9 protein-coding genes are annotated in these 13,566 nt (G+C 49.1%); 8 read left to right on the top strand and 1 reads right to left on the bottom strand.

Annotated elements, in window-relative coordinates; translation table 11 throughout:
• Nucleotides 1–5: 5 nt before the first annotated feature.
• The 5 genes from lgt (at nt 6) to A5320_RS15010 (ending at nt 4,086) form a co-directional block, all read left to right on the top strand.
• Entirely contained in the window at nt 6–812 is an 807-nt protein-coding gene (lgt, locus tag A5320_RS15030) for a prolipoprotein diacylglyceryl transferase (RefSeq protein WP_068066358.1), read from the top strand.
• A complete protein-coding gene (locus A5320_RS15025) occupies nt 809–1,642 on the top strand; it encodes a thymidylate synthase (RefSeq protein ID WP_068066355.1) in 834 nt (277 codons plus the stop codon). Before lgt ends, A5320_RS15025 begins: the two co-directional genes overlap by 4 nt.
• Nucleotides 1,643–1,953: 311 nt before the next feature.
• Nucleotides 1,954–2,466, top strand: a complete 513-nt coding sequence (locus A5320_RS15020) for an RNA polymerase sigma factor (protein WP_068066352.1) — start codon at nt 1,954–1,956, stop codon at nt 2,464–2,466.
• Nucleotides 2,456–3,076, top strand: coding sequence for a hypothetical protein (locus tag A5320_RS15015; RefSeq protein WP_068066349.1), 621 nt, complete (start codon nt 2,456–2,458; stop codon nt 3,074–3,076). Before A5320_RS15020 ends, A5320_RS15015 begins: the two co-directional genes overlap by 11 nt.
• Before the next feature lie 38 nt (nt 3,077–3,114).
• On the top strand, nt 3,115–4,086 hold the full coding sequence (locus tag A5320_RS15010) for a DUF4097 family beta strand repeat-containing protein (protein ID WP_231916743.1): 972 nt from the start codon (nt 3,115–3,117) through the stop codon (nt 4,084–4,086).
• Between the two features lie 101 nt (nt 4,087–4,187).
• On the opposite strand, the gene A5320_RS15005 is transcribed toward A5320_RS15010, so the two are convergent.
• Entirely contained in the window at nt 4,188–5,654 is a 1,467-nt protein-coding gene (locus tag A5320_RS15005) for an OmpP1/FadL family transporter (protein ID WP_068066346.1), read from the bottom strand.
• A gap of 334 nt (nt 5,655–5,988) precedes the next feature.
• Here A5320_RS15005 and A5320_RS15000 point away from each other — a divergent pair, with 334 nt between their 5' ends.
• The 3 genes from A5320_RS15000 to A5320_RS14990 all read left to right on the top strand — a co-directional run bounded on the left by A5320_RS15000 (nt 5,989) and on the right by A5320_RS14990 (nt 13,516).
• Nucleotides 5,989–7,056 (top strand): efflux RND transporter periplasmic adaptor subunit, encoded by a 1,068-nt coding sequence (locus tag A5320_RS15000; protein WP_068066343.1) that lies wholly within the window; start codon nt 5,989–5,991, stop codon nt 7,054–7,056.
• Nucleotides 7,057–7,127: 71 nt separating this feature from the next.
• Nucleotides 7,128–10,442 carry an efflux RND transporter permease subunit gene (locus A5320_RS14995; protein WP_068066340.1) on the top strand — a complete coding sequence of 1,105 codons (3,315 nt, stop codon included), beginning with the start codon at nt 7,128–7,130 and terminating at the stop codon, nt 10,440–10,442.
• 5 nt (nt 10,443–10,447) lie between these two features.
• On the top strand, nt 10,448–13,516 hold the full coding sequence (locus tag A5320_RS14990; protein WP_068066337.1) for an efflux RND transporter permease subunit: 3,069 nt from the start codon (nt 10,448–10,450) through the stop codon (nt 13,514–13,516).
• Nucleotides 13,517–13,566 lie beyond the last annotated feature (50 nt).

The raw sequence follows: 13,566 nt of genomic DNA, 5'->3' as shown, positions 1-13,566 counted from the left end.
AGTGCATGTCTTCCAGCTATATCGTATTCCCACAAATTGATCCGGTTATTTTCAGCCTCGGCCCGCTGAGCGTACGTTGGTATGGCCTGATGTATCTGATCGCCTTTCTGATGGCAAATCTCATTGCCAATCGTGCTGCCGATAAACCAAATTCTGGCTGGACCCGTGATCAGGTCAGCGACTTAATGTTTTTCGGCTTTCTCGGTGTGGTGCTGGGCGGCCGTATTGGTTATGTGTTGTTTTACCAATTTGGCCTATTTTTAGACGACCCACTGTATCTGTTTCGGATCTGGGAAGGCGGTATGTCGTTCCATGGCGGTGTGCTGGGTGTAATGACGGCGATGGTATATTTCGCCTGGCGTACCCAGAAAAACTATCTACAACTGGGTGATTTTGTAGTGATGTTGCTGCCACTTGGTTTAGGCGCTGGTCGGATTGGTAATTTTATTAACGCTGAACTTTGGGGGCGTCCGACCGATGTGCCTTGGGCGGTATTGTTCCCGGGAGCCGGCCCGTTACCACGCCATCCATCACAGCTTTATGAGTTTGTGCTGGAAGGTTTAGTGCTGTTTTTGATGTTGTTGTGGTATCGCTCGAAGCAACCGCCGGCCGGTAATGTCGCTGGATTATTCCTGGCAGGTTATGGCTGTTTCCGCTTTATTGTGGAGTTTTACCGCGAGCCGGATGCGCACCTTGGCGTGTTATCGCTTGGCATGTCGATGGGGCAGTGGTTATGCCTGCCGATGATTTTTGCCGGTGTAGGCTTAATGATTTGGGGATATCTGCGTCGCTCACGTGGAGCTGCGATATGAAACAGTATTTAGATTTAATGCGCCATGTGTTGGCCGAAGGACACCAGAAAACCGATCGTACCGGCACCGGCACCATCAGCGTGTTTGGTTATCAGATGCGTTTTGATTTAAGCCAGGGTTTTCCACTGGTGACCACTAAAAAATGTCATTTAAAATCAATCATTCATGAGCTATTGTGGTTTTTGCAAGGCGATACCAATATCGCTTATCTTAAAGAAAACGGTGTGTCGATTTGGGATGAATGGGCCACCGACAGCGGTGAATTAGGCCCGGTCTATGGCGCGCAGTGGCGCAGCTGGCAAACGCCGGACGGCCAGGTGATTGACCAAATCAGCCAATTAATTGCCGATATCAAACGTACACCGGATTCACGTCGGCTGATCGTCAGTGGCTGGAATCCGGCGGTGTTGCCTGATACCCGATTGTCACCGAAAGACAATGCCGCTGCGGGTCGTCAGGCGTTGCCACCTTGTCATACTTTATTCCAGTTTTACGTTAATGACGGCAAATTGTCTTGCCAGTTGTATCAACGCAGTGCCGACATTTTGTTGGGCGTGCCGTTCAACATCGCCAGTTATGCATTGCTCACGATGATGGTGGCGCAAGTTTGTGAATTAGAGCCGGGCGATTTTGTGCATACTTTTGGTGATGCGCATTTGTATCTGAATCATTTGAAACAAGTTGAGCTGCAACTCAGCCGTGAGCCTTATCCATTGCCAACGATGAAGATCAATCCGGCGGTTACCGACATTTTCGGTTTTAAGTTTACCGATTTCGAATTGCAGAATTATCAGTCGCATCCGGCAATCAAAGCGCCAATTGCGATTTAAAGCTGTGATTGCTGTTGGATAGCGGAGGGCTGTTGCTAAACAGCGACCTGTCTTAAAACTGTCATCGTCTGGTGTCACAACTGTCACAGACATTTTGGATAATAGCTTTACCAGACACGGATTGAAGTGAAAGGTAACATTCCTGCGATACCCTGCTTGTCTTGTTTTTAACCGGCTGAATTCAGCCGGTTTTTTTATGTCTAAAATTTTTAATCAAATTTCTGCAGTTTTTTTTTGCGGCCTTTAAACCATGCCGCTATGGTGTACGACAAACCTTTCAAATCAGTTACAAATCCGGAAGTTTACATCGAATGCAGGATCAGCTCGAAGGCTGGATACAGCAGGCTAAAAATGGTGATCAGAAAAGTTTTTATCTGATATATCATCATTTTAAAGGACGCGTTTTTGCAGTTTGCTTACGATTGCTCGCCGATAGAGCACAAGCTGAAGATGCCTGCCAGGAAGCTTTTGTCAGAGTCTGGCAGCAGTTACCTGGTTTTCGTGGCGACAGTGCGTTTTCGACCTGGTTGCATACCATAGCCAGTCGCTCGGCAGTGGATTTGTTTCGCAAAAACAAAGTGTCGAGGTTAAACCTGGACGTCGAGGTGCCGGACATTGCTTTTGAGCTTGATCATGCCGATCCGCAACTGGAGCAGGCCATCTTGCGCTTACCGGACCAGGCCAGAGCTGTGTTCGTGTTGTTTGCGCTTGAAGGCTATCTGCATCAGGAAATTGCCGAAATGCTGCAAATTGCCGAGGGCACCAGCAAAGCACAATATCATCGTGCTCGTCAGCTATTAAGAGGTTGGTTAGATGAAAACTGAACAGGATTTACAACAGCGCCTGGCACAATTGCCGGACAGCATAGAGCCGCCACGTGATTTATGGCCGGAACTAGCCGCCAGACTGGCACAGACGCCACAACAAATGCCGGTTGAGGTAGCTCCGCCGTCAACCAAAGTTCAGACGGGCTGGTGGCTGGCAGCTGCAGCAGCGGTACTTTTCACCGTATGGGCACCTTGGCAGCAGTTTGGAACCGAACAACAGCTTGCCAATAATGATGTTTATACCCAACAACTTGCTGAAAATAATGGCGAGTTTTCCGGAAGCTCTACCACGACAGCACCTGTTACCGTAGGCGGCTACCAGCAAGCACATGTTGCGGGTCGGGTCCGGGCTTCGAGTGAAACGCAGTGGCGGCTGAGCAACGATTACGAACAACAACGGGCTTTGCAACTGTCACAGATCAGACAAGTTCCGGAAGTTTATCAGGACTGGAAACAACAACTGAAAATTTGGCGGCAGGCGACAGATCTCGTGCTACTGGCACTGCAATATCAACCGGATGAACCCGGATTACTACGACAACTTTCCCAGTTGCAGCAACAAGAATTGGCTTATTTACAAAAAGTGGTCCTTGCGGATCAGACCTAATCAGGAGAATTACTATGACTATTATCAAAAGAGCTACCATGAAAACATTTGCCCCTAATCGTATTGCGCTGTTATTAATTAGTGCTATCTGCTTGGCGCAGCCAGCGCTTGCCGCTGAACAAATTAACGAACAGCGTGATGTTCGGGCCAACGAAAAAATATACATCGAAAACATGCGCGGCAATGTCGAAATTAAGGCCGTTAGCAAAAATGTGTTTAGTGTCAAAGGCAAACTTGATGAGAAAGCTGAAGGCTTTGAGCTGATTTCTAAAGATGGCTTTACCCGTTTTGAAGTGAAAATGCCGCAAAGTACCTACAGCAACTGGCACGACAGCAATGATAAAGAAGGCTCGATGTTGCAGATTGAGGTGCCGGTCGGCAGTCAGATTGAATTTAGCGGTGTAAATGCCAATGTCACGGCCAGTGGTGTGGAGGGCGGCAGCAAACTGACCACAGTTAACGGTACCATTGTCGGCAAACAGTTAAAAAATGACATCAGCCTGGAAACAGTGAATGGTGAAATCGACAGCATTGATAACTCTGGCCGGATCAAATTGAATACTGTCAACGGCGAAATTGATGATCAAGGCTCCAGTGGCCGTCTGTCGGCAGAATCGGTGAATGGAGAAATTAAGCTGCAAAGCAAAGCGACGGAAATTGATGTGTCAGTCGTGAACGGTGAAGCCGATCTGAAACTGGAAGGCACTGAGCGACTGGATTTCAGTGCGGTGAACGGTGAAATTACTGCCGACTTAAAAGGTAGTCTGACTCCTCGCATCAACACCAGCACGGTCAGTGGTTCGGCCAAGTTAAAACTGGAACCAAAACTGAGCGCGCGGTTTAAGCTGGAGGCCAGCGCCGGTGGTGATATCGACAATAAACTGACATCACAAAAAGCTGACAAAGCCAAATATGGCCCGCGCCGTAGCCTGGAATTCAGCACTGGTAGTGGCGATGGCAGTATTGATATGTCCACAGTTAGCGGCGATCTGACGGTAGAAGCACGCTAATTACCAACAGATGGTTGTTGTGTTGCCACAACAACCATCGCTGCTTTTGTTCGTATCACACAGTAATACTCACAATTGTTATCTAAAGTGTCAGGCAAATTTTAATAGCGGTAATTCAGCTGCATGCCCAATACCTGGGCATGGTTTTTAAAAGATGCCTGCAACTGCGATTTATAAATGCGTTGATCATTGGCATTAAACTCATGCTCGTCAATTGTTAAAGCACTCATCCACATGTAACCGTAGGCAAGATCCAATGTCCAGTGGCTGTCGATTGTCCAGTTGGCGCCGATGGTCCACCACAAACGGTCAGCAGTCGGAACCCTGGCTGTTTTGTGACTTTGTGAGATCGGATTTTCGTCAAAAGCGACACCGGTTTTTAGGCTTAGATCCGGTTGGTATTGCCAGGTCAAACCAAGCGCTGTTGACCAACTATCGCGCCAGTATTCCGGGATGTAACCAATGTAGCCCGGCTTAGCCAGATTTTGCGGTTGGCTGGTCGAAAGTGACAGCGATGGATTGGCATCGTCACTGACAATTTCAATATTTTTAAAAGCGCTCCAGCCGGTCCAGTTGACACTGGCTTGCCAGGACCAGTCGGTGGTAAGTTGCTGATCCAGACTCAGTATCATATTGGCCGGCGTCGTTAAAGCCAACCTGCTGGCTTCAACAAGCTTCGGTTGTGCTGCCAGTTTGCCGGTTGCTTTGTCGATGGCAGGTAGTTGCGGAGCAACCACAATAAAATTTGGTGAGCCAGCAACATTGGCACCGGTGATTGGGGTATTGGTGATGACCGAATCACCCCGTAGTTGGAATTTCAGCTCTGAGTGGTAAACGATGGCCACTTTCAGGCCAGATAGCGGCTGACCGTGCAAGCCTAAACTGTAACCTGCGGCGACATCGTCACCTGACACTTCATAATGGCTGTCACAATAAGCCGCATTGTAGACATCCCGCTGATAAATAGCGTTAATTTTGCTACCGGTTTCGCACAATCCATTGTGATCTTTGTATTTGGATAAGGTGCCTTCAGCATGATTCAGATTCAGACCTAAACCAACTGACCATTGTGGTGTCAATTCATACGACACTGAGCCTTGTAGTGCCAGCACCTGAATCGCCGTTTCGTCGGCGAAATAGCGGCCGGCCCAGTCATTGTCATAGTCGCTGGACAAGCCAAAAGGCACATAAAAGCCGAAGCCGTAGTGGATGTCGTTATTCAGTTCATCAGCAAAAAACGCAAAAGGTACCGCTTCAATTAAACTATTTTTACCTGAGCTGCGACCAATCACAGAGGTGCCGTTGGCATTGGCAGCGGCAACATCGCGGTATTGGGTATCTGCGTCAATGATATTCAGGCCGCCAGACCATTGTGGTCCTTTGAGCTGACTAAGCGCAGCCGGGTTTGAGTAGACCAGACTGGCATCGCTGATTTGCGCGCCACGGCCGGCATAAGCATTGCCCATACTACTGACCGATTGTTCATAAAGTTTGTAGCCTTCGGCATGCGCCAGGCCGGTGTGCAGCAAACAGGCAATCGCCACTGCAATAGACGATGGTTTAAACATAGTTCTTCCTGAGGGTTGATAAAAATTGGTCACAGATCTTGGTTATAGTTCGTGGTCAGACCTGTGGCGGCGCAGTATAGAGCCTGTTTTACTTAGAGTACATGCTCTAAAACTCGTGAAATATGTGAACTGTCGTGCCGGGTGTTGAGCTAAATCACTAATAGATAGTGATTTTCGCTAATGCTCTGAAATATCTTGTTGCACTCTAGGCGTGGTGAATTGATTTATCTTAATGATTTAAAAGAATAAAATAATGCTATTCAAGCATGGCATGCCAGATGCTATATCGGTCACAGTGAAGTTTAAAATTGCTCTTAAAGCCAAGGAAATGTTTATGAAAACCCCATCAAAATTAGCCAGTGCCATCAGTGTGTCGTTACTTGCATCAGTTCTGTTGCTGTCAGGCTGTGAATCTGCTTCTGGCAGCCCGGACACTGAGAAAAAAGATGTGGTGGTTAGCATTCCGGTTGAAGCCAGCAAAGTAAGCCGCGGCGCCATTAGCAGTACTTACCGCACCACCTCGACGTTAGAAGCTAAAGCCGATGCTGAAGTGAACAGTAAAGCGACCGGTCTGGTGAAAACCGTTCTGGTGGAAGAGGGGGATCATGTAGAAGCAGGTCAAGTCCTGGCAACTTTAGACACTGAACGCCAACGGATCCAACTGGCGCAAGGTAAAGCCGAGTTAGGTCAGCTGAAAAGCGAAATGGACCGGATGGAAAAAATGTATCAGCGCAAACTTGTAAGCGCTGATGTCTATGACAAATTAAAATGGCAGTTAGAATCGATGACCGCCGCTGTCGAGATGCAGGAACTTTCATTGCGCGATACCGAAATCCGCGCCCCGATATCTGGCGTGATCGCCCGCCGTTATGTCAAAGTCGGTCAGCTGATCACCGAATATTCATCAAAAGCTTTGTTCCACGTGGTGTCACAACAACGTCTGGAAGCTGTGATCAACTTACCGGAACATCAATTACAACGCGCCAAAGTTGGCCAGACTGCTTATCTGAATTTTGCTGGCATGCCACAACATCAGGCGCAAATAGTGCGGATTTCACCGGTGGTTGACGCGACGTCAGGTACAGCTCGGGTAACAATCGGTATTGATAACAATGATTTAGTGTTAAAAGCGGGCATGTTCGCCCAGGTTGAACTGCAGTATGACGCTAAAGCCGATGCCTTGCTGGTACCAAAACGTGCCGTGTTAGCGATGGACAACACCAGCTCAGTCTTTGTGGTGAATGATGGCAAAGTCAGCCGCAAAACGGTAAAAACCGGTTATGAGTCAGATGCCTTCCTGGAAGTAATCGAAGGTTTGGCTGAGGGCGATCAGGTGGTTACTGCTGGTCAGGCGAGTCTGAAAGATAAAAGCGCCGTCAATATCGTCAACGCAAAAAGCTAACCACTTAGTCATCTGTTGCCCGGCTTCTGTGCCGGGCGCACTCCCACAATAAAAACTACAGGAAGAATTCGATGAAACTGGTCAATCTGGCAGTTGCCCGTCCCGTTACCATCTGGATGTTTACACTTGGCATTATGTTGTTCGGTCTGGTGGCGATGGCAAGGCTCGCCGTCAATCTGTTACCTGACTTATCTTACCCAACGCTAACTATTCGCACCGACTATCTGGGTGCTGCGCCGGCTGAAGTTGAGCAGTTGGTCAGCAAACCAATTGAAGAAAGTGTGGGTATTGTCAAAGGCATTCGTAAAGTACAGTCGGTGTCGCGCTCCGGGCGTTCCGATGTGATTATGGAATTTGAGTGGGGCACAGATATGGATCTGGCCGGTCTCGAAGTCCGCGAAAAACTAGATGTGCTTTGGCTGCCGCTGGATGTGAAAAAGCCACTGTTACTGCGCTTTAACCCAAATCTTGACCCAATCATCCGGTTAGCACTGAGCCGCAATGAAGGTACGGTCAGCAAAGATGCAACAGCGCCAGCAGCTGACAAAAACAATACAGCACTTGCAGCGCCACAGGCACTGTCACAATCACAACAAGTTGTTCTGCGTACTTATGCCGACGAAGAATTACGCCGCAAATTAGAAGCCTTGACCGGCGTTGCCGCTGTGCGCCCGGACGGTGGTTTGACCCAGGAAATTCAGGTGCTGGTCGACAATGAAAAACTGTCGCAGCTGAACCTGGATATCAGCGCCGTCAATGACCGGTTAAAAGCCCAGAATATTAATCAAGCTGGTGGCCGGTTGGAAACTGCCGCCAACGACTATCTGGTCAGAACTATCAACCAATTTAATACCCTCGATGAAATGCGTAACCTGTATATCGCGACCGTGAACGGCAGTCATGTACGGCTCAGTGATATTGCTGAAGTGAAAGATGCCTTCGTTGACCGGCAGAGTATTACTTATGTCGATGGCCGCGAAGCCATTGAAATTGCTTTGTACAAAGAAGGTGATGCCAATACGGTACAGGTTGCGAAAACTGTGCTTGGCAAACTGGAAGAACTGCAAAAAAATCTGCCGGCCGGTTATGAATTAAAACTGGTGTATGACCAATCAACCTTTATCAGCGATGCGATAGCCGAAGTCAAATCCGCAGCCATTTCTGGTGGTTTGTTGGCGATGCTGGTGTTGTATCTGTTCCTGCGTAATCTATGGACCACGCTGGTTATCTCTATTTCCATTCCGCTGTCGATTATCGCCACTTTTAACCTGATGTATGCCCAGGATATCAGCCTGAATATTATGAGCCTCGGTGGTATTGCGCTGGCGATTGGTATGCTGGTGGATAACGCCATCGTGGTGCTGGAAAATATCTCCCGCTACAAAGAACAAGGTTATTCGGCGATGGAAGCGGCGAAAAAAGGTGCCAGTGAAGTGTCGATGGCGATTACTGCCTCAACGTTAACCACAGTTGCGGTATTTTTCCCGCTGGTATTTATTGATGGTATTGCCGGTCAGTTATTTAAAGATCAGGCCTTAACCGTGACTTATGCCTTGTTGGCTTCGTTAGTGGTGGCGTTGACGCTGATCCCGGCGATGGCGGCGCATGAGCGTAGTTTTGGTAGCACCACTGTGACCACTGAAACGATGAAAAAAGCCCGGCCACAACGTTGGTATCAATGGCTGGTGTGGGGGTTAAAGCTGCCATTTGTCGGCGTGAGCTACTTAATCTCGATGCTGATTTCGTTCTTTACCCTGATTTGGCGCGGTCTGGCCAAAGGCTTGGGTTTTGTGTTTAACCCATTTCTTAACCTGGTGCAACGTGGCCTGGTGAAACTGGAACAAAGCTACCGCTGGTTGTTGCAAAAATCGCTGCAAGCCAAAAGCCTGGTGTTGGTGCTGACGCTGGTCATCACCGGTGTTTGTTTTAGCTTAGCGCCAAGATTAGGCTTTGATGTGATCCCGGCGATGAGCCAGGGCGAGTTTTACGTTGAAGTGCAATTGCCGGTCGGCAGCGCCATCGAGCGTACGGATGTGGTACTGAAACAACTGGCGCAAGTTGCCAAACAGCAAGCTATCGTCGAACGTACTTATGCTCAGGCCGGTACTGGTCAGCAGATGACAGTGGATCCCTCAATCGGAGGCAGCCACTGGGGCCGGTTAAATATCGTATTAAAACCAACGGCTTTGGCTGGTGAAGAACAGCAACTGATGCAGTTGTTGCGCGATACCGTGGCGGCAATGCCGGATGTGACGGCAAAAATTGATACGCCAGAATTGTTCAACTTAAGCACGCCAATGGAAATTGAAGTGGCTGGCCATGAACTGGCTGCGCTTAAAACCGCCGCTGCTGAATTGGCGACAAAACTTGAAGCGACAGACCGGTTTGCCGATGTGAAATCCAGTCTGCGTGACGGTCAGCCGGAAATTACCCTGCATTTTGATCATCAGCGTCTGTCGCAACTTGGAATGACCGCATCTGATGTGGCAAAACGTGTTGCCAACTACGTCGGTGGCGAAGTGGCGGGGCAGTTCTCAATTGCTGATCGCAAAGTGGATATCCGGGTTCGTTTGGCCGAGCAATATCGCAATTCAGAGCAAGAACTGGCACAAATCATTATCAACCCACAAAGTGAATTGCCGTTGCCGTTATCGGCTGTTGCGACCATCAGCCGCGAAATTGGCCCCAGTGAAATTACCCGTATCGGTCAACAACGCGTTGCGGTGATTAGTGCCAATCTGGCCTTCGGCGACATTGAACAAGCTGCTGCTGAAGTGCGCCAATTACTTGGCAATACGGTGCTGCCTTACGGCGTGACGGTGCGGATGGTTGGCCAAAGTGAAGAAATGGAACGCTCGTTTAATTCACTGGTGATTGCGCTGACATTAGCGGTATTCCTGGTGTATCTGGTGATGGCATCACAGTTTGAAAATTTGCTGCAGCCACTGCTGATCCTGTTTACGGTGCCACTGGCTGGTGCCGGTGCGGTACTTGGCTTGTGGTTAACCGGTACCCGAGTGTCTGTGATTGTGTTCATCGGCCTCATCATGCTGGCAGGTATTGTGGTCAACAACGCTATCGTATTGATCGACCGGATCAACCAGTTACGGGATGAAGGGCAAGAACTCGACACTGCCATCGTAGACGCTTGTGCCACGCGGTTAAGACCGGTGCTGATGACCACTTTAACCACAGTGCTCGGTTTGTTACCGATGATGTTTGGTGGCGACGGTGCGGAAATCCGTGCCCCAATGGCCATCACTGTGATTTTTGGTTTGTCTTGTTCAACCTTGTTAACACTGCTGTTTATTCCGGTGATTTACCGGATGACCGCGAGCAACATCAGGGTGAATAACACGGCTATCAATACTCTGGTGCAGGAGTAAGGCGCATGGATTTTAAACCTTTAGCTATCACCAGATTGGCGCTGAAACGCCCGGTCACCCTCTGTATGGTGTTTTTATCGATGCTGGTGTTTGGCATGCTCGCCAGCCGGATGTTGCCACTGGAAAATTTCCCTGGCATCGATATTCCGGAAATTTATGTCAACGTGCCTTACCCGAATGCCACGCCGGCTGAAGTGGAGCGGCTGATCACCCGGCCGGTGGAAGAAGCACTCTCGACCGTCACCGGTATTAAAACGATGCGCAGCTTCACCCGTGAAGACGGCATGGATGTTGGCCTGGAATTTAACTGGGAAGAAAACATCAATACCAAAAGCATCGAAGTGCGGGAGCGGCTGGACAGTATTCGCCACTTGCTGCCGACCGATGTGGAGCGGGTGCTGGTGTTTCAGTTTAATACCAACGATATGCCGATTTTTCAGCTGCGGATTTCCAGCGAACGTGATTTATCAATGGCGTATGATTTATTGGAACGTCAAATAAAACGCCCACTGGAACGTGTTCCAGGCGTTTCCAAAGTTGAATTATACGGCGTCGACAAACGCCAGGTAACGATTCGGTTGCAGCCGGAGAAAATCCGTAGCTTGCAGGTGGATGTTGCTTCGTTGATGAATATTTTGTCGCAACAAAACTTTGCGATGACCGCCGGCGAAATCCGCACCACTGAAAGCAGTGTGCTGGTAAAACCGGTGGGTGAACTGACCACGCTGGATGAAATAAAACAAATCCCGATTGGTCGTGGCATTCACCTGGGCGATATTGCCGAGTTGCAGCTTGAACTGCCAAAACGAGTCGAAGGACGCCGGCTGAACCAATCGTTTGCAGTGGGCATGAACGTGTTCAAAGAATCAGGTGCCAATCTGGTTGATGTGTCCAAAGCTGCGTTGGCGGTGATTGACGCAGTGGGCAAAGATCCGGCGTTTACTGGCATCAACTTGTTTGTGATGGATGATACGGCTAAGGGTGTCACTGATTCGCTGTCGAATGTATTAAGTTCCGGCATCATGGGTGCGGTGTTGTCCTTTATCGTGTTGTATCTGTTTCTGCGGCATATGCCGACCACTTTTTTGGTGGTTATTTCAGTGCCGGTATCAATCACCATCACTCTTGGCATTATGTATTTCCTTGGTTACAGCCTAAATATCCTCAGCATGATGGGATTGATGCTGGCGGTCGGCATGCTGGTGGACAACTCGGTAGTGGTCACCGAAAGTATTTTCCGGGAACGTGAAGCGGACAGCGACACCGTGCGGGCGACCGAGCGGGGCGTGTATCGGGTTAGTCTGGCGGTACTAGCCGGTACTGCCACCACGGCGATTGTGTTTCTGCCCAATATTATTGGTCAGAAAGTGGATGTGACGGTGTTTCTGGAACACGTAGCGGTGGCTATTACCATTTCGCTGGCGGTTTCACTACTGGTGGCGTTGACGCTGATCCCCTGGTTATCAACCAAAATCAAAGGCATGACCACGCAACATGCCATTACACAAAGTGCTACTGACCGTTTTTACAGTCGTTGCCTGCACTGGACTATGCGTAAACCGATCGCTTCAACCTTTATTGCTTTTGGATTATTAGCGAGTATCGCCATTCCGATGAGTTTTATTTCCGGTGGTGATGAAGACGGTGGTGATAAAAACCGCCTGTTCCTGAATTACAACATTCAGGGTAATTACAGCCTGGTGGAAGTCGAGCAATCGGTGAAAACCATGGAAGCTTATCTTTATGGCAATAAAGAGAAATTCCATATCGATTCGGTGTATAGCTATTACACGCCGGGATTTGCGGTGTCGACCATTATGTTTAAGGACGAATTACCGCAAACTGTAACGCAAATTAAAGATGCGATCCGCAAAGACTGGCCGCCGATGGTGCTTGGCAAACCGCAATTTGGCTGGGGCGATTCTGGTGGAGGCATGCAAGTGCATTTGTCCGGCCCTTCGACTGGCAAGTTGATGGAATTGGCAGACAATCTTATTCCGGCCATTAGTTCAGTCAAAGGTCTGGAAGATGTGCGCTCAGAAGTCAGTCAGGCCAAATTTGAACTGCAAATTAAGCTCAACCCAGACAACTTGCAGCGGTTTGGTCTGAACGCCAAAGACGTGGCGGATATGGTGAGTCTGGCGCTGCGCGGCACTAACTTACGGACTTTCCGCACGCCGGACCAAGGTGAAGTGCAGTTGCGGGTTTTGTATGACGAAACGGTGAGTTTATCGCAGCAAGCTCTGGCCGCTATTCCGGTGAAATTGCAGGACAATCAGGTGGTGCGCCTCGATGAAATTGCCACTTTGAGTTTTGTGCAGCAACTGGGTGAAATTCGCCGGATGAACCGCCAGACCGGCCTGGCGATAGGCATGAATTTGCATAAAGACTTAAAAATGGACGATGCCAAAAAAGAATTGACCAAAGTAATGGAGCAGCTACAACTGCCAGCCGGTTACAGCTGGTCGTTTGAAGGCAGTTTCCGGTATCAGGATGAAGCGCAGGGCATAATGCAAATTAATATGTTGCTGGCGGTGGCGATGATTTACCTGGTGATGGCGGCGTTGTTTGAGTCGCTGTTATTGCCAACGGCGGTCATTGGTTCCTTGTTGTTCTCGTTTGTTGGCGTGTTCTGGGCGTTTTTAATTACTGGCACCACCATGGGCATTATGGGGATGATTGGTATGCTGGTGTTGATGGGTATTGTGGTCAACAACGGTATTGTATTGGTCGACCGGATAAATCAGTTGCGTGAAGAATCGCCAACGGCAGAACTGGTATCCTTAATTATTGAGGCTTGTGAAACGCGGTTACGCCCAATTCTGATGACGGTTTCCACCACAGTGCTGGGTCTTATTCCGTTGACCTTCGGTGATGCAGCGATTGGCAGTAACGGCCCAAGTTATGCGCCAATGGCGATTGCGATTATCGGCGGCTTGATTTTCTCCACTTTAACCAGCTTGCTGTTAGTGCCGCTGACCTATTGGGGATTGGTGCGGATGGGCTTACGCTGGCAACGGTTTACCAGTCGCGCCCGTGGCCGGGTGGATAAAATTATCAGCGTAAAATCTTAAACTGAAGTAACAAAAACCGCAGCATAAAAAAAGGGCAACCGCAGTGGGGT

The organism is Rheinheimera sp. SA_1 (genome assembly GCF_001669775.1).
Taxonomy (GTDB): domain Bacteria; phylum Pseudomonadota; class Gammaproteobacteria; order Enterobacterales; family Alteromonadaceae; genus Pararheinheimera.
The sequence above is the reverse complement of the archived record's forward strand: the minus strand, read 5'-3'. Positions and strand labels throughout refer to the sequence as shown.